Origin of the sequence: Streptomyces sp. NPDC015127 (assembly GCF_043080095.1) — a bacterium.
Classification (GTDB): domain Bacteria; phylum Actinomycetota; class Actinomycetes; order Streptomycetales; family Streptomycetaceae; genus Streptomyces.
In genome coordinates this window covers 86,077-103,739 of sequence record NZ_JBIBVE010000015.1, presented here as the reverse complement: position 1 = coordinate 103,739, position 17,663 = coordinate 86,077, and the positions used below count along the sequence as shown (strand labels likewise).

At 70.5% G+C, this 17,663-nt stretch carries 14 protein-coding genes; 9 read left to right on the top strand and 5 right to left on the bottom strand.

Going from position 1 to position 17,663, the window contains the following annotated elements:
- Window positions 1-143 precede the first annotated feature (143 nt).
- From ACF08N_RS28045 to ACF08N_RS28020, 6 genes are all read left to right on the top strand, one after another.
- Window positions 144-650, top strand: coding sequence for a PadR family transcriptional regulator (locus ACF08N_RS28045; protein WP_392327478.1), 507 nt, complete (start codon window positions 144-146; stop codon window positions 648-650).
- The gene (locus ACF08N_RS28040; protein WP_392327477.1) at window positions 647-1,495 is read left to right on the top strand and encodes an ABC transporter ATP-binding protein; all 849 of its coding nucleotides are present in this window, start codon (window positions 647-649) and stop codon (window positions 1,493-1,495) included. Before ACF08N_RS28045 ends, ACF08N_RS28040 begins: the two co-directional genes overlap by 4 nt.
- Before the next feature lie 2 nt (window positions 1,496-1,497).
- Complete coding sequence (locus ACF08N_RS28035; protein WP_392327476.1) at window positions 1,498-3,819, top strand: FtsX-like permease family protein; 2,322 nt, start codon at window positions 1,498-1,500, stop codon at window positions 3,817-3,819.
- Between the two features lie 307 nt (window positions 3,820-4,126).
- Complete coding sequence (locus ACF08N_RS28030) at window positions 4,127-5,053, top strand: diiron oxygenase (protein WP_392327475.1); 927 nt, start codon at window positions 4,127-4,129, stop codon at window positions 5,051-5,053.
- 79 nt (window positions 5,054-5,132) lie between these two features.
- Window positions 5,133-6,782 (top strand): FAD-dependent oxidoreductase, encoded by a 1,650-nt coding sequence (locus ACF08N_RS28025; RefSeq protein WP_392327474.1) that lies wholly within the window; start codon window positions 5,133-5,135, stop codon window positions 6,780-6,782.
- 30 nt (window positions 6,783-6,812) lie between these two features.
- Window positions 6,813-6,863, top strand: coding sequence for a hypothetical protein (locus ACF08N_RS28020; RefSeq protein ID WP_392327564.1), 51 nt, complete (start codon window positions 6,813-6,815; stop codon window positions 6,861-6,863).
- 470 nt (window positions 6,864-7,333) lie between these two features.
- On the opposite strand, the gene ACF08N_RS28015 is transcribed toward ACF08N_RS28020, so the two are convergent.
- Entirely contained in the window at window positions 7,334-8,011 is a 678-nt protein-coding gene (locus ACF08N_RS28015) for a helix-turn-helix transcriptional regulator (protein ID WP_392327473.1), read from the bottom strand.
- Window positions 8,012-8,280: 269 nt separating this feature from the next.
- Here ACF08N_RS28015 and ACF08N_RS28010 point away from each other — a divergent pair, with 269 nt between their 5' ends.
- Window positions 8,281-9,726: an NCS2 family permease gene (locus tag ACF08N_RS28010; RefSeq protein WP_392327472.1), complete on the top strand. Its 1,446-nt coding sequence runs from the start codon at window positions 8,281-8,283 to the stop codon at window positions 9,724-9,726.
- A 181-nt stretch (window positions 9,727-9,907) separates the two neighbouring features.
- Window positions 9,908-10,417: a DinB family protein gene (locus ACF08N_RS28005; RefSeq protein WP_392327471.1), complete on the top strand. Its 510-nt coding sequence runs from the start codon at window positions 9,908-9,910 to the stop codon at window positions 10,415-10,417.
- A gap of 25 nt (window positions 10,418-10,442) precedes the next feature.
- Here the strand turns inward: ACF08N_RS28005 and ACF08N_RS28000 are convergent, their stop codons facing one another.
- Window positions 10,443-10,883 (bottom strand): DUF6086 family protein, encoded by a 441-nt coding sequence (locus ACF08N_RS28000; RefSeq protein WP_392327470.1) that lies wholly within the window; start codon window positions 10,881-10,883, stop codon window positions 10,443-10,445.
- Between the two features lie 385 nt (window positions 10,884-11,268).
- Between ACF08N_RS28000 and ACF08N_RS27995 the strand changes: the two genes are divergently transcribed.
- Window positions 11,269-12,684, top strand: coding sequence for a nucleobase:cation symporter-2 family protein (locus ACF08N_RS27995; protein WP_392327469.1), 1,416 nt, complete (start codon window positions 11,269-11,271; stop codon window positions 12,682-12,684).
- Window positions 12,685-12,716: 32 nt separating this feature from the next.
- On the opposite strand, the gene ACF08N_RS27990 is transcribed toward ACF08N_RS27995, so the two are convergent.
- From ACF08N_RS27990 to ACF08N_RS27980, 3 genes are all read right to left on the bottom strand, one after another.
- Window positions 12,717-13,430, bottom strand: coding sequence for a transcriptional regulator (locus ACF08N_RS27990; RefSeq protein WP_392327468.1), 714 nt, complete (start codon window positions 13,428-13,430; stop codon window positions 12,717-12,719).
- 337 nt (window positions 13,431-13,767) lie between these two features.
- On the bottom strand, window positions 13,768-14,583 hold the full coding sequence (locus ACF08N_RS27985; protein ID WP_392327467.1) for an FG-GAP repeat domain-containing protein: 816 nt from the start codon (window positions 14,581-14,583) through the stop codon (window positions 13,768-13,770).
- A 285-nt stretch (window positions 14,584-14,868) separates the two neighbouring features.
- Window positions 14,869-17,499: an FG-GAP-like repeat-containing protein gene (locus ACF08N_RS27980; RefSeq protein WP_392327466.1), complete on the bottom strand. Its 2,631-nt coding sequence runs from the start codon at window positions 17,497-17,499 to the stop codon at window positions 14,869-14,871.
- Window positions 17,500-17,663 lie beyond the last annotated feature (164 nt).

Below are 17,663 nucleotides of genomic sequence, written 5' to 3'. Positions count from 1 at the left end.
CTGCGCCGCCGACCATCGTGGCCTATATATACCCGTTAGGCATGGGCGATACTAGACGTCCAGGCAGACAGGGCGGCCGGCCGGTCCGGCCGGCCCACTGCCCGGCCAACAGCAGACTACGCAGCGGGAGAGAGGGGGAGCGCGTGCGGCTGCCGCTCCTGGCACTCCTCACCCGTGGCCCCGCCCACGGCTACGAACTCAAGCAGGACCTTGAGAAGCTTCTGGGCGCCGCGTACCCTCAGCCGAACGTCGGCCAGATCTATGTCACCCTCGGTCGGCTGGAGAAGGCCGGCCTGATCGACGGCGAGGACGTCGAGCAGTCGGGCCGGCCCAACAAGCGGACGTACCGGCTCACCGATGCCGGGCGCGAGGCCGTGCTGGCCTGGTTCGACGAGACCACCGACGAGCCGCGGGTGCGGGACGAGTTCTTCATGAAGCTCGCGCTCGCGCCGGAGTCGGGGCTCGCCGACCCGATCGCCCTGATCAACAAGCAGCGGCGGCAGTACCTCAACACCATGCGGGAGCTGTCGAAGCTGGCCGCGTCCGAGGACCGGGACAACAGGATCTCCCAGCTGCTGATCGAGGGCGCGATGCTGCATCTGCAGGCCGACCTGGACTGGCTGGAACGTTGTCAGGAGGAGCTGGAATGAGCGACCACGCGCCGTCCGGCGACAGCCGCGGCCTGCCCGGAGCGACCGGTCCCGGCGCCGCCGGGGCCGGCGAGGCCTCCGACTCCCCGGCTCCCGGACCGGAAGGCGCGCCCATCGTGCGCGCCGAGGGGCTGACCAAGACCCACCACGGCGAAGGCGCGGCCGTGCACGCGGTGCGCGGCGTGGACCTGACCGTGCGGGCGGGCGAGTTCGTCGCGGTCACCGGGCCCTCGGGCGCCGGAAAGTCGACGCTGCTGCACCTGATCGGCGGACTGCAGCGGCCGGACAGCGGGCGGCTGTGGATCGGCGGCGAACAGGTCGACGCCTATCGGGAGGCCCGCTGGGCGGTGCTGCGGCGCCGCAGCATCGGCATCGTCTTCCAGTTCTTCAACCTGGTCTCCAACCTCACAGTCGCCGACAACGTGGAACTGCCCGCGCTGCTCGCCGGGGCATCGCCCCGCTCCGCGCGCGCCTCCCGCGCCGAACTCCTCGCCGAACTCGGGCTCGAAGGCCGGGAGCGGTCCATGCCCGGTGAACTGTCCGGCGGTGAGCAGCAGCGCGTCGCGCTCGCCAGGGCACTCGTCAACCACCCCGCGCTGCTCCTGGCCGACGAGCCGGCCGGCAGCCTCGACAGCAAGGGCACCCGCGAGGTGCTGCGCCTGCTCTCCCGCTTCCACCAGCGCGGACAGACGATCCTGATGGTCACCCACGACGCCCGGATGGCGAGCGCCGCCGACCGCGTCATCAGCTTCTTCGACGGGCGCATCGCCGACGACGCGGTGCTCGGCGCCGGGCGCCGCGCCCCGGGCGGCGGAGTGTCCGGCGTGCTCGAACTGAGGGACTGACGGTGCGCGCCACACTGCGCTGGGCGCACGCCGACTTCCGGGCACACCGCGGCGAAGCCCTGTTCGTCGTCCTCGCCAGTGCCGGGATCATCGCGTCGCTGCTGCTGGCCGGCGCCTTGTTCGGGTACGCCGCCAATCCCTGGCAGCGGGTCTTCAACCAGTCCCAGGGTGCGCACATCTGGCTGCACACGCGCGCCGGCGCCGACACCGCCGGCCTCTCCCGGCTCGACGGCGTCACCGCGCTTTCGGGCCCGTACCGGACCGCGACCACCTCGGTCGAGTCGCGGGGCGCACGGGCGGGCCTCGAACTGCGCGCGACGGGCACCCGGCCTCCGCAGACCGGCCGGCCGCTGGTCACGTCGGGCAGCTGGCTCGCGCCGCCGGACGACACAGGCGCGGGCGCGGTCGTGCTGGAGACGTCGGTGGCCCGGGCCCTGTGGGCGGAGCCGGGCGACACGCTGCGGGTCGCCGGGCGGGACGGATCGACGAGCACGCTGCGGGTCACCGGCGTCGCGGAGGCCGCGGAGCCGCGGTACCGGCCGGGCGGCGAGCCGGGCATCGGCTGGGTGCTGCCCGGCACGCTCGACCGGGTCGCCCCCGGCAGCGGTGGGCAGACCGTGGGCCTGCGGCTGGACGACCCGGACGACACCGACTTCCTCGTCCAGCGTGCGGTGACGCTCCTGGGAGCCGACCGGGTCACCCAGGTCACCAAGTGGCAGCAGGCGCGGGCCGAGGCGGGCGGGGACGACCGGCTGCTGGGCCAGCTGTTCGCCGTCTTCGGGACGGGCGCGCTGCTGGCCGCCGCGCTGGCGGCGTCGGGGGCGATCGCCGCGCGGGTGCGCGGTCAGCTCCGGGACATCGCGGTGCTCAAGGCCGTCGGGTTCACGCCCGGTCAGGTGGTCCGCGGGTTCCTCGTGCAGCACCTGGCCTTCGCGCTGCTGGGCGTCGCGCTCGGCACCGTGGCGATCGCCCTGCTGGGGTCCCGGATACCCGGGCGGATCGGCGACGCGGTGGCCCTGTGGCAGGACCTGCCCGGACACACGGCCCTCATGATCGGCGTGCCGTGCGGTGCCGTCCTGCTCATCGCGGTCGCGACCGGCCTCGCGGCCTGGCGGGCCGGACGCGTGCCCCCGGTCCCGGTGGCCCGCGCGGCCCTGCCGACCGCCGCGCCGATGACCGCGCTCGGCAGACGGGCGCTCGGCCTGCGGGTGCCGCCCGCGCTGGTGCTCGGCACGCGCGCCGCGTTCTCGCGCCGGGGCGGCGCGGTGGCGGCGGTGCTCCGGCTCGCGCTGCCGCTGGTGCTGATCACCGTGGCGCTCGTGGCCTGGTCGACGCTGGACCAGTTCCGCAGCGACCCCGGCCGGGTGGGACTGCCGGCGGCCCTGACCGTACGGGCCGAGCAGCCGGGCGGTCCGGGCGACGCGGAGCTGGAGCGGGTCCTCGCCGGCGTCGACGACGTCACCGCGGTCCATCCCGGTGTGGAGACGGCCGCCCTGGTGCCGGGTCAGACGGGCACGATCACCCTGCGCGGTCTCGGCACCGCGCAGGAGCCGTACCCGTCCGCGGTGGTGGAGGGCCGGGCCCCCGACGGCCCCGACGAGGCGGTCGCCGGCCAGGGGCTGCTGGACCTGCTCGGCGTGCGGGTGGGCGACTGGGTGCGGATGACGGTCGAGGGCCGGCCGCAGATCCTCCACATCGTCGGCCGCAGCATCGAGCCGGAGTCCGGCGGCCGGATCATCTCGACGACCCTCGACACCCTGCGCGAGCGCGACCCCGGCCTGCGGCCCGGGTTCCACGCCCTGGTGCTGCGCGAGGGCGCCGACCCGCGCGCGGTGAGCGCGGAGCTCGCCGAGGCGGGCGGCGGCGCGCTGGAGATCCGGGAGACGCCCAACCCGGCGGACCGCCTGGAACCGGCGCGCGCGGTGATCCCCGCCCTGATCGTGGTGCTCGCGCTGATCGGCCTGATCGAGCTGCTGACCCTCATCGGTACGGGAGTACGCGATCGGGGCCGCGATCTGCTCGCCCTCAAGGCCATCGGCCTGACGCCCCGGCAGATCGGTGCGGTGATCGTGACGGCGGCCGGTCTGACCGCGCTGCTCTCCGCCGTGCTCGGGACGGTGCTGGGCGCCGTGGCGGGCCGGCGGCTGGTGGACGCCCAGGGCGCCGTCGGCGGAATGGGCGCGGGCATCGCGCAGCTTCCGCCGCTGCCCGTGCTGTCGGCTCTGGTCGCCGCGGCGGTGCTCGGCGCGGTGGCGGCAGCCTCGGTACCCGCGACACGAACGGCCCGGCGGAGGCTGGCGGACTCGCTGAGCGAGACGCTCTGACCGGAGCGGATGAACCGTACGGCCCGGTGCGGCGGTACGGTCCCCCGGCCCTGCGCCCAGCACGGAGACCGCCGCGCCAGGTGGCGTCGCGCGCCCCCACCACAGGACCCCGACTCCCCTTCCGACTCGGCTCCAGGAGCGCGTTGCTCCGATTTTCTACTCGGGGGTAGGCCCGGGCGGTCCCCTTACTATACGGTCCGTCTAACAAGCGGCGGCCCACGCATCGTTCTCGTCGCCCGAGCCCCCGCATGCCCGCACTCCCCCAACGCACAAGGAACATCGCCCACTCGAATCGAGGAGCCGCAGCATGGCAAGCAGCACCGTTCGGCCGGAGATCCAGGACGGGGCCCAGGTCGGGGCCCACGACCACGACGTCGCCCGGCGCCTGCTCGACTCGGCAGCGACACTGTCGTACGACCCGGTCACCGAAGTGGACTGGGAGACGCCGCTGGACAAGGACTTCCACGGGGCGAGCCCGGAGTGGAGCACGCTCTACGGCACGGCGTACTGGCGCGAACTGACCGATGCGCAGCGCAAGGAGCTGACGCGGCAGGAGGCTGCGTCGGTGGCCAGCACCGGCATCTGGTTCGAGATGATCCTTCAGCAGATGGTGCTCCGCGACATCTACGCCAAGGACCCGACCCAGGCCGGCTTCCAGTGGGCGCTCACCGAGATCGCCGACGAGTGCCGGCACTCGATCATGTTCGCCCGGGGCGCGAAGAAGCTCGGCGCACCGGCGTACCGGCCGCACCGGATCGCGGTCGAACTGGGCAGGGCCTTCAAGACCGTTGCGTTCGGCGAGGCGGCGTACGCCGCGATCCTGGTCGCCGAGGAGGTCCTCGACGTCATGCAGCGCGACTGGATGCGCGACGAGCGGGTCGTGCCGTTCGTGCGCACCATCAACAACATCCACGTCGTGGAGGAGTCGCGGCACATGAAGTTCGCCCGCGACGAGACCCGCAAGCACCTCGAGAACGCGGGCTGGCTGCGCCGCCAGATCCACGCGTTCGTCATCGCGGTCGCGTCCTACGTCATCGTCACCAGCATGGTGAACAAGGACGTCTACCCGAACGCCGGACTCGACAGGAAGCGCGCCGTCAGCGAGGCGAGGGCCAACGAGCACCACAAGTCCCTGATGCGCTCGAGCTGTGCGGGCCTCATGGAGTTCCTGGCCTCGGCCCGGCTCCTGACCAAGCCGGCCCTGCTGTTCTACAAGCGCGCGAACCTGATCTGACCGAGCGTCCGGCGGATCCGCATCCGCCGCACCCAGCCGCACCCAGCTGAGCCGAACTGAGCCGAACTGAGCTGACGACATGACCTTCGCCATCACCCAGACCTGTTGCAGCGACGCCACCTGCGTGGCCGTGTGCCCGGTCAACTGCATTCACCCGACGCCGGAGGAACGCGCCTTCGGCAGCACGGAGATGCTCTACATCGACCCGAAGTCGTGCATCGACTGCGGCGCCTGCGCCGACGCCTGTCCGGTGGACGCCGTCTTCCCGGTGGACAGGCTGTCCCCTGCGCAGCAGGAGTACGCCCGCATCAACGCGGCGTACTTCGAGGACGAGGAGCCCCAACCGGTCGGCGACGGCCCCAACTTCCACTCCTGGGGCGAGCCGGCGTTCGCGCGCAGACTGCCGTCCGACTTCGCGCCGATCCGGGTCGCCGTCGTCGGCACCGGACCGGCCGGCATGTACGCCGCCGAGGACCTGCTGCTGCACACGAACGCCGAGGTGACGCTGGTCGACCGGCTGCCGGTGGCCGGCGGCCTCGTCCGGTACGGGGTGGCGCCGGACCACCCCGCGACCAAGAAGGTCGGTGACGCCTTCGGGCGGTTCCACAGGCACCCCCGGGTGCGGATGCACCTGGGTCTCGAGGTCGGCCGGGACATCACCGCGGAGGAGCTCGCGGCGCACCACGACGCGGTCGTCTACGCCGTGGGCGCCTCCGCCGACCGCCGGCTCGGGATCCCGGGCGAGGACCTGCCCGGCAGCATTTCCGCGACGGCGTTCGTCGCCTGGTACAACGCCCACCCGGAGGTGGGGCCCGACGCGATCGACCTGTCCGGCGAGCGCGTGGTCGTGGTCGGCAACGGCAACGTCGCCCTCGACGTCGCCCGCATGCTGGTCGCGGACCCGGACGCGCTGGCGGCCACCGACATCGCCGACCACGCCCTGGCGGCCCTGCGGTCAGGCACGGTGCGCGAGGTGGTGCTGCTCGGGCGCCGCGGTCCCGAGGACGCGGCGTGCACGCGGTCCGAACTGCTCGCTCTCCGGCATCTGGACGGCGTGGAGCTGGTCGTCGACGACCACGATCCGCGCACGGGTGCGGCGATCGACGCGGCCGGGCCGAAGGACAAGGCCGTGGTGCTGCGGGATGTCACCCGCGAGAAGGTCGACTGGTCGCTCCCGCCCGCGCGGGGGCGGCGCATTGTGTTCCGGTTCCATTCCTCGCCGGTGGACGTACGCGGTGACCAGAAGGTCCGTTCCGTGCGCGTCTCCGGTGAGTCGGCCGAGCAGGAGATTCCGGCCGGCATGCTGCTGCGGGCGGTCGGCTACCGCGGTGTGCCCGTCCCGGGGCTGCCCTTCGACGAGGCCACCGGTACCGTCCCGCACGAGGGGGGCCGGGTGACCGGCCGGCCGGGCACGTACGTGGTGGGCTGGATCAAGCGCGGGCCTTCGGGCGGCATCGGCGCCAACCGCACCTGCGCAGCCGAGACGGTCGGCACGCTGCTCGCCGACGCCATCGAGGGCTCACTGCCCACGCCGACGGCCCCGCCGAAGGCGTTCCACCGCCTCGCCCGCCGCCGCAACCGCCAGGTCGTCGACGCCCGCGGCCTGGCCGCGATCGAACGCGCCGAGCTGACGCGCGGCCGCCGCGCCGGCCGGCCGCGGGTGAAGCTGGCGACGGTACGCGAACTGGTCGCGGCGGCGAAGGGCGGCCGCTGGGCGCTGCCGCGCTGAGGCCGGGACGACGGGGCCACGGGCAGCGGTGTGAGTGTGAGGTCCTTGCGGTACTACGAGGACGAGGGCCTGATCGTCTGACCGGCGGTGTCGACCTGGTCCTGGAATCCGTGGGACGCGCTACGTTCGAGGTCAGCCTGTCGGTCGCCAAACCCTTCACCGGACGAGTCGTCGTGTTCGGTGCCGCTTCCGGCGAGGCCGGTCTGACCACTCACGACCTGATATTCACCCACCCGGTCCAAGTGAAGGGCCTGCACATCGCCTCGATGGCGGCCGCGGCCCCGTCCCTCTACCGATCGCTGCTCGTCGAGCTCGACACACTCATCGCGCAAGGCGTGTACCCGCCCGGCACCCCCCACGTCCACCCCTTGGGCCGAGGGGCCGGCACTGCTTCAGGAACTCGCGGCGGGCCACACCCGTGGCAAGCACGCCCTCGATCCGTGGCGCTGAGGCCCGGAGCACCTGACACGCACAGCCCCGGGGCGTTCGCCCCGGGGCTGCCGGTTGTCGTACCCACCCGGGCCTGGCCACCGCACCGCGGCCGGGCACCGTCAGTTTTGCGGGAGTCGGGCCCAGAAGGTGTTGACGATGTCGTCGATGTACCGTCGCCCGTTCTCGCCGGAGGCGATGGTGCCGCCGGCTCGGCTGAGGGTGGCGGCCAAGAGCGTCTGGTACTCCTGGTGCATGCCGCGCAGGGGGTCCTTCAGGTCGCGGCGTTCCATCGAGACGAGGTGGGCGATGTCGCGGATGTGGGCCTGCCAGCGGGTGGAGACGGCTTCGGTGAGAAGGCGGGCGAGTTCGTCCTCGAGGCCGGTGATGGCGACGAAGTCGCGTGGAGGGAGGTTGAGAAGCGTGCCGAGTTCGGCGGACTGCCGTTTGTCGCCCGCCCATCGGCCGGTTTCTTCCATGTGGTGGTAGGCGTCGAGGGGAATGCCGGTCGCGCGGGCGACGTCCTCGGCGGCGAGTCCGCGGGCGAGACGGTGTTCCCGCAAGGTGCGGGGGGCGCCCATGAGGTCGCGGGGAGCGCACCACAGGGCACCGGCCAGGGCGGTGAGTTCGTTGGCGGTGGGCAGGGCGGTGCCGCGTTCCCATGCGGCGATGTGTTCCGGGGTGATGTGAGTCATGCCGTAGGAGGCGCGCATGCCGTAAGCGACGTGGCCGGGGCCCATCCCGAGTTTCTCGCGCAGGGTGCGGGCGGCGCGCGCGTTGAAGGGGAGCGGTGGATGCACGGACCGAGAGTAGGCAGTCACCCGGGGTGAACTCCATCGCCGCTGTCGCCCGCATCCCGTTTTGGCGGGATAGGTCGCGGGGGATTCTGTAGGAACCGACAGGGCCGGTGCGGATGGTAAATGCCCAGATACCGCAACGTAATTGAGATCACGCCCCTGCCGCGTATGATCCGCTTCCAGGTGCCGCATGTGTGTTCGTACAAGCGACTGCCGCATGCTGCCGACGGCACCCTTTCCCCCTCGCACCTGCACGTCCAGGAGACGCAGTCATGCAGACCAGCACGACCGGCCCGGCCGACGCCGCGGCCACCAGAAACCAAGGACCGCTCGACCGGTTCTTCCGCATCAGCGAACGAGGCTCGACCTACGGCCGGGAGATACGCGGCGGGTTCGCCACGTTCTTCACCATGGCGTACATCCTCGTGCTCAACCCGATCATCCTCGGCAGCACCGAGGACAAGTTCGGCGAGCAGTTGGACGCCGCCCAACTCGTCACCGCCACGGCCCTGGTGGCCGCCGTGATGACCGTCATCATGGGTGTGGGCGGCAACCTGCCGCTCGCCCTCGCCGCGGGCCTGGGTCTCAACGCCGTCGTCGCCTTCCAGGTCGCCCCGCTGATGAGCTGGGACGACGCGATGGGCCTCATCGTGCTCGAGGGGCTGCTGATCTGCATCCTCGTGATGACCGGCCTGCGCGAGGCCGTCATGCACGCCATCCCACAACCCCTCAAGCAGGCCATCAGTGTCGGCATCGGCCTGTTCATCGCCTTCATCGGCTTCGTGGACGCCGGATTCGTCACGCGTATCCCGGATGCCGCGAACACCACTGTGCCCGTCCAGCTCGGCACCGGTACCCTCACCGGCTGGCCCATGCTCGTCTTCTGCCTCGGCGTGCTGGTGACGATCGTCCTCCTGGCCCGCAAGGTGAAGGGCGCCATCCTCATCAGCATCGTCCTGATGACCCTCCTTGCCGTCGTCGTCAACGAGACCGCCGACGTCAAGAACTGGGGCCTCACCGCACCCTCGCTGCCCGACAACCCTGTCGCCGCACCCGACTTCGGGCTCCTGGGCAACTTCGACCTGTTCGGTTCGTTCGGTCAGGTCAGTGTGCTGACCGTCGTCCTGCTCGTCTTCACCCTCATCCTGTCCGACTTCTTCGACACCATGGGCACCATCGTCGGTGTCACCGCCGAAGCCGGACTCCTCGACGAGCGTGGCCAGGTCCCCGGCCTGGGTCGCGTCCTGCTCATCGACGGCGCGGCCGCGGTCGCCGGCGGTGCTTCCTCCGCCTCGTCCGCCACCACCTACATCGAATCCGCCGCCGGTGTCGGCGAAGGCGCACGCACCGGCTTCGCCAACCTCGTCACCGGTGGCCTGTTCGCTCTCGCCCTCTTCCTCACCCCCGTCCTGACCATCGTGCCGCTCCAGGCCGCCTCCCCCGCCCTCGTGGCGGTGGGATTCCTGATGATGACGCAGGTCAAGCACATCGACTGGGACCGCTACGACGTCGCCGTCCCCGCCTTCCTGACCATCGCCGTCATGCCGTTCACCTACTCCATCACCAACGGCATCGGCGCCGGTTTCATCGCCTACGTGGTCATCAAGGCGTGCCTGGGCAAGGCCCGCGAGGTCCACTGGCTGCTGTGGGGCACCGCGGCGCTCTTCCTCGTCTACTTCGCGATCGACCCGCTGGAGCAGCTCCTCGGCATCAAGTAACCGCAACGGCAACGCACGAGCGGGTGGCCCCGGCCACACCCCCCACGGGGCCACCCCGCCGACGGAGTGTCGTCGGCTCCAGTGCAGACCGGCCCCCTCACGCGACGCCTGTGGCCCATCGATCGTGATCGCGTCTAGCATGGCGACCTTCCGCGTCCCTTGATCGAAGAGGAGCACGACGATGACTCCTGACAGCCGCACAAGTCCGCCCCACTTCGGCAGCGAACGCGAGATGCTGCGAGCCTTCCTCGACTACCACCGCGCAACGCTCGCCATGAAGTGTCACGGGCTCACCGACGAGGAGTTGCGGCAGCGGTCGATGCCGCCCTCGACGCTCTCCCTGCTCGGCCTGGTGCGGCACATGGCCGAAGTGGAGCGCGCATGGTTCCGCCGAGTGTTCGACGACAACGATGCGCCGATGGTCTGGTCCGACCGCATCGACTTCCAGGCCGCGTACGACGCGAGCGAGTCGACAAGAGCCGAGGCATTCGCGGCGTGGGACGCCGAGGTCGAGAACTCACGCCGCATCGAGCAGGACGCCGAGTCACTCGACCTGGCCGGATACCAGCCGCGGTGGGGCAAGGACGTATCGCTCCGCATGGTGCTGATCCACGTGCTCCTGGAGTACGCCCGCCACAACGGGCACGCGGACTTTCTCCGTGAGGGTGTCGACGGGGTCGTAGGAGCCTGAATCCGGTCCGTCCGGCCTTCTCGGGTCAGCGGGGCATGCGCCGACCAAGCTCCCGTGCCTTCTCGCGCAGTCCCACCGACCAGGCTGCGCCTTCGGCCGGGGCTGACATCCCCCTAAGGGCGTTGACCTGCACGTCTTCGAGCGGGCCGTCCGGGGTGGCTCCGAGCTTGGCCCAGTCCGGCCTGATTCCGGCGCGCTCCGCAAGTACGAGCACTGTGGCGGTGAAGCCTTCGGAGAGTGCCAGCACGATGGCGTGGCTCGTGCGCCGGTGCTGCGCCAGCAGGGCGTCGACGAAGGTCTCGAAGGCGATCGGGTCGATCTGGCACTCGTCGTTCTCCATGGGCCCGATGCCCGACGGGAGTGCCAACTCGCCTTCGAAGACGGCCACTTGGCGCCGGAACATGCGGGAAGCTCCGTTGGACGGGTTCCACAGGGTCTCGTCGCCCATGTCGAAGTACTGGCTCATCGTGGCGCCTTACGGTTGATCACGGCAGGCCAGCGTATCCAGTCGGTCATCGCCCACCCCCGCCGCGGTCGCCTGCGACGTCATCCGCCCCGGGCCCGACGCGGCACATTTCTCCCAACGGCCGGTTACTCGCGAGGAAACAGCGCCGTTGGCTATGGTGAGCGCTTCCGATCGGCTCCCCCTGCGGATTGCAAGCACACAAGGCGATCTGTTTCGTCGATCGAAGGATTCCCTGCCAATCCAGGATGCAATCCGAAGAACAGGGCGACGTTGCCGGACACACCCGTCGACGTCCGCTCCCGGGCCGGCCCGGCCTCGTCCGCATACCCCGGACTCGTGGCCGCGGCCCTGTCTCACTCACCTACCTCGCGAAGGCAAGGCAGAGATGGCATCCATATCCCAGCCCCACCCCCCGTCCCCCTCCCGACCCCGTTCCCGCCAGGGACGGCAGCACCCTGTCGACCAGTGGCTCCCGCTTCCCCAACTCGCCCTCTACGGCTTCCAGCACATCCTCGCGTTCTACGCGGCAGCGGTGATCGTCCCGGTCCTCCTCGGGAACTCCCTCGGCCTCACGCCGGAAGAGCTGGTCCACCTCATCAACGCGGACCTGCTGACCTGCGGTATCGCCTCGATCATCCAAGCCCTCGGCGTCTGGCGGGTGGGCGCCCGGTTGCCGCTCGTCCAGGGCGTCACGTTCACCGCCGTCTCACCCATGATCGCCATCGGCCTGGGCGCGGGCGGCGGCACCGCGGGGCTCCTCGTCGTCTACGGCGCGGTGATCACTGCGGGTATCGCGACCTTCCTCTGCGCGCCCTTCTTCAGCAAGCTGGTCAAGTACTTCCCACCGATCGTCATCGGAACGATCCTCACCGTCATCGGCCTCACCCTCATCCCGGTCGCCCTGCAGGACGCGGCCGGCGGCGCGCACCTGATCGGCACCCCGGAGTACGGGGACCCGAAGAACATGGCGTACGCCCTGGGCACGCTGGTGTTCATCCTGGGCGTCGTCCGGGTCGGCAAGCCGTTCCTCAGCAGCCTGGCCGTGCTGCTCGGGCTCGTCGTCGGCACCGGCGTCGCCTGGCTCCTCGGTGACGCCGACTTCGGGGCGGCCGCGGAGGCCGACTGGTTCGGGGTCAGCACCCCTTTCCACTTCGGCATGCCGAAGTTCGAGCTGCTGCCGATCGTGGCCATGCTCGTCGTCATGCTGATCACCATGGTGGAGACCACGGGCGACGTGTACGCCATCGGGGAGATCACCGGCAAGAAGGTCGACAGCGACACGGTCGCGCGGGCCCTGCGCGCCGACGGCGCGGCCACGGTGCTGGGCGGCATCCTCAACTCGTTCCCGTACGTGGCGTTCGCCGAGAACATCGGCCTGGTCCGGATGTCCCGGGTCGTGAGCCGGTACGTGGTGGTGGCGGCCGGCGTCTTCATGGTCGTCCTGGGGCTGCTGCCCAAGGTGGGCAGCCTGGTGGCCGCCGTCCCGGCTCCGGTGCTCGGCGGCGCGGCGCTCTCGATGTTCGGCCTGGTCGCCACCGTCGGCATTCAGATCCTGGGCAAGGTCGATCTGCGCGAGACGCGCAACGCGTTGATCCTGGCGGTCAGTCTCGGCGCGGCACTGCTGCCGACGACGGTCGAGCCCTTCTTCGACCGGATGCCGGACGACGTACGGGCCGTGCTCGACAGCGGAATCACACTGGGCGGCCTCACGGCCATCACACTGAACCTGCTCTTCAACGTCTTCACGAGCCGTACGACCATGGAGATCGACTGGGACGAGGTCGAAAAGGCCGGCAGCTGAACCGGATGGGGCCGGGCCTGTCGCCCGGCCCCTCACCAGGTGCGTGGCGGTGCTTCGCCGACGTCGCCGATCAACTCCCAGAAGCGGTCCACGAGTCGGCGCAGATACGCGGCGCGTTCTGCCGCCACCTCCTTCAGCCGGGCGTCGTCGTTGCGGGCGACCAGGTGGCCCATGTACCGCTCCGAGAACGCGGTGAACTCCGTGTGCATCGTCCGCAGCGCATCCTCCACGCCGGTCATGTCGACGCTGACGATCCCGGCCACCGGTTCGACGTGGGACTTCCAGCGCCCGTCGATGGCCGAACGCAGATGTTCTCCGAGTTCCTCGGCCCGGCCCATGATGCCGATGAGCTGGCGCAGCGACAGTCCCAACGCGTCCACGAGCGCTCTGGTCTGCCGCGAGTCGCCGTGCCACTCCTGCGCGGACTCAGCAGCGCGGTACTCGCCCTGATCCATGCCGAGCCGGTACGCCAGCCTCTCCACGCTGATCCGGCGGGCCAGCCGGTGCTCGGCGAGCGTGCGCGGCTCGAGCCCCATCAGTGTGGTCACGTCGCACCACAGGACATCGGCCAGCGAGAAGAGCTGCTGCTCCGACGGCACATGGGTGCCCTGCTCCCACGCGGCGACGAGCCCGGGATGGACCGGGGCGCCGCACACCGCCATGGAGTGCGCCACCTGGGCCGTGGTCAGGCCCATACGGGCCCGCGCGGACCTGGCTTCTGAGGGGGAGAACGGAGTGCTGTACACGTACAAGACACCTCGGTCGGTGAGCATCCGGGAAGCGGGCAGGTTAACAGACTTTCCCTCCGGCGAGGCTAGGGGTGGACGCGCAACGGGTCTTCCACCACCGTGCACAAGCCCCGCCGGGAAACCGGACACCGCGGAGATGGCGACCACCCCCGCACGCCCTCATGGCGGGCACGAGGCCCCTCGCCGATCAGGCTGTCGGACGGGCTGTCGGACGGGCTGTCGGACGGCAAGAGGAGGGCCCGGTCGGCCGTGGTCCCGTACCGGGGGGTGGGGGGACCAGCGGTCGGCCGGGCCGGTCGGGAGGTTGCAGCTACGGCGTCGGAGGGCTACGGAATCAGAGGCTCGTCTCGCCGGCAAGGCCGAAGAAATCGTGCCACTTGGCGCCGTTCACGAAGCCGTCCGTGCCGTTGGACACGTTGACGTACACGTCGGCCAGGTCGCTGTGGGTGAAGGTCACGATGTCGTCCTTGCCGTCACCGTTGTAGTCGCCCATGTACGGGAACTCGCCGTCCAGGGCAAGGAAGTCCGCCCACTTCCGGCCTTCGCCGAAGACCGCACCGTCGGAGAGCGCCACGTAGACGGCCTTCGCCTCGCCCCCCGTGAAGGTCACGATGTCGTCCTTCCCGTCACCGTTCACATCACCGACGCGTGGCCTCTCGCCCTCCGGGGCGAAGTGGTCGTGCACCTTGCGCGGCGTGCCGAACCTGTCGCCCTCGTTCAGGGCCACGTACACGTCGTTGGAGGCGTCCTGGGTGAAGGCGATGATGTCGTCCCTGCCGTCACCGTTCACATCACCGACCGCCGGGAACTGCGCCCAGGGCGCGAAGTCGTCGTGCCACTTCTGGCCCGTGCCGAACGACGTGCCGTCGGAGAGTGCGACGTAGACGTCCGCCGTGTCCTCGCGGGTGAAGGTGATGATGTCGTCCTTGCCGTCACCGTTGAGGTCGCCGACCGCGGGCACTTCGCGGCCCGGTGAGAAGTGGTCGCTCCACTTCCGGTCCGCGGCGAAGGAACCGCCGTCCGAGGCGCCGACGTACACGTCCGCTCCGGTCCCATGAGTGAAGGAGACGGCGTCGTCCTTGCCGTCGCCCGTGAAGTCACCCGTCAGCGGGGTCTCGCCGCCCGGTGCGAAGTGGTCGTTCCACAACACCGAGTCGCCGGCTAGTCCCGGACCTCATCGCAGGGCCAGGGTGCCCGGAAGTCGGGGCGGGGGCCGGCAGCCGAGGCCGCCGACGCCGGGAGCAGGGTGGCGCTCGTGGTCAGTAAGGCGCCGATCACGCCCAGGCAGACATGTCGTCTTCGCACTTCTCCGTCGTTCTTCCGTTCTCCCGCGGTGGTTGATGGGCGGCCCGGTGTCGCCGATGTGCGTGTCCGGGCGCGTGGCTGCCCGGGGCGAGCACCTCATCGCGGTGCGCGCCCCGGGAAACCACCGGGGTCAGAGAGAGATTTCGCCGGGGAGGCCGAAGAAGTCGTTCCACTTCGTCCGGCCGCCGAAGGCGGTGCCGGACGAGAGGGCGACGTGCACGTCCGCCTCCGGCGTGTGGTCGAACGAGACGACGTCGTCCTTGCCGTCGCCGTCGAAGTCGCCGACATACGGGTAGGCGCCCGGGCCCGAGATGGCGCCGTGCCACACACGGGCGGCGACGAAGGAACTGCCGTCGGACAGGGCGACGCGGACGTCGGCCGCCGCGTCGGCGGTGAAGCTGGCGACGTCGTCCTTGCCGTCACCGTCGAAGTCGCCCACACGCGGCAGTTCGGCGCCGGGCGAGAAGCCGGTGAGGACCTTGCGGGCGGGGGCGAAGGAGTCACCGGTGGACAGGGCCACGTAGACGGCGGCCTCCGCGTTCTTGGTGAAGGTGATGATGTCGTCCCTGCCGTCACCGTTCACATCGCCGACAGCCGGGAACTCGCCGGCCGGGGCGAAGTGGTCGTGCCACTTCCCGCCCGTGCCGAAGGACGTACCGGAGGACAGGGCGACGTAGACGTCCGACGAGTCGTCCTGCGTGAAGGTGATGATGTCGTCCTTGCCGTCACGGTTGACGTCGCCCACGGCGGGCACCTCGCCGCCCGGTGCGAAGTGGTCGCTCCACTTCTGGCCGGTGCCGAACGAGCTTCCGCCGGAAGGTGCTACGTAGACGTCGGCCGCCGAGCCGTGGGTGAAGGTGACGGCGTCGTCCTTCCCGTCGCCGGTGAAGTCACCGGTCAGCGGGGTCTCGGCGGCGGCCGCGAAGTGGTCGTTCCACTTGCCGCCGCCCGCGAACGCGGTGCCGTCGGAGACGGACGCGTACACGTCGGCGGCAGCGTTCCGGGTGAACGTGACGATGTCGTCCTTGCCGTCACCGGTCACATCGGTCGGCGAGCCGCCGAGCATCACACCGCCGGCGTTGCCGTAGTAGACCCCGAGCTCCGCGATGGACGTGAACGTCTTCTCACCGCCGGGCCGGCCGATCACGCGGACCCCGTCACCGGCCGTGGGGTCGAAGGCGAAGGTGTACGTGCGGTGTGCACCGGCCGTGTTGTCGTACGGGTACGCGGGGCCGACGCGCCGGCCGGAGACGTCCACCCATTGGTTGTCGCGCCTGACCTGCACCCGCAGGTCACCGGCGAACCAGCCGCCGTCAGCGAACATGGCGCCGGTCGTGTAGACGACCTTGTTCATCAGGTACTCGCGCGGCCAGGTGTATCCCCACCAGCTGGCGCCCTTGCGCTCGTCGTTCCAGTCGTCCTCGTTCTGGTCGAGGTTGCCGTCGGCGTAGAAGGCGTCCTTGCCGAAGTGCGCGGCCCGCTGGACCGGGACCGTGCCGGGCTCACGGCCGAGGTTGCGGTCCGGGTCGGCGGCGTTTGCGGGAGTGGAGTCGCGGTGCGGCTCCAGGCTCATCCTCCGCAGGGAGAAGGTGTACGCCCAGTGGTCGCCGTGCGGGTAACCACCGCCGCAGGGACAGACGTTGGACTGGAGCCACATCGACTTGCCGTCGGCGCTGATGTACTTCGACGGGATCGTGGTCGCGTAGCCGCCGTGCTTGGTGTGGGTCCACGGGTAGCCGCCGAAGTCCTTGGTGGCGAAGTGCTTCCAGGGGCCCCAGGGCGTCGGGGACTCGTAGAACTCGAAGGTGTACTCGGTCCACGAGGTGTAGATGTAGCGGTTCAGCGGCTTGTTGTAGACCACGCCGCCCTGGCTGAGGACCGTCATGTCGCGCGCCCGGCCGGCAGTGAAGACGTCCTGGTAGATGTGCCGGTCGTCGTGGAGGACCGGCTGGCGCCGGGCGATGTCCGTGGACCAGACCGGGTTGCCCGAGGCGTCCGTGCCGGACGCGTACTGCCAGGCGTTCTCGTCCATGACCGAGGTCTTGTGGACGCGGGCCAGATACAGGTCGACGGGGTCGGGGACGGTGTTGTCGAAGGAGTCCCGCCAGTTGTGGTCCAGGCCGTACGCGTACACGTAGTCGTCGGGTGCGTTGGCGTAGTTCCTGCCGTAGTCCAGGAACATCACCGTGGTGAAGACGCCGCCGCCGAACATCGGCCGGTTGCGGTCCCAGCTCCAGGTGCGTCCCTTGTCGGTGGACTTGGCGATCGTCGCGGCCGGTGCGTCGTTGAAGTCCGTCGCCAGGTCCTGCACCGCCAGGTAGAGATCACCGTCCACACAGGCCATGCCGGTGGGCTTGCGGTTGTGGCCCGCGCTCCATATCTGGCCGACGTCCGTCGAGAGGTGTGCTCCGGCCAGACCGCCGGGCATACCGGAGATCCTGGCGACGCCGATGTCGCTGTAGGGGCCGCCGAAGCCGACCCCGTCGCCGTACGCGGTGTAGACGTTGTCGTCGTCGGCCCAGCAGTTGGGCCAGAGGTCACCGTGGTTCTGGTTGTCGCCGACCGCGGGGGCGCCGACGGAGGCCGCGGGGTCGACGGCGACGGTCGAGAAGAAGTCGCTCGCCGGAGGGGAACCGGCGACTGCCGCGAGGGTCCCCGCGGCCGGAGAGGCATCGGGTGATGCGTCCGCGGCCGAGCTCGGGGGCACGGCGGTCAGCACCGTACTGAGGGCGAGGAAGGCCGTGGCCAGGGCACGGCCCACGGTCCTTCCGGGTCTGGAGGGTCGGGCGGCTCTGCGCATTGACTGTGCTCCCGGTGAGGAGATCGGGTCGGTCCAGCTTCGAAATCGATTTCAGCGGACGCTACTAAGGAGCCAGGGGTGCGTCAACCAGTATGCCCAGCAAGGTTGTTCGGCAAGGAAACAGG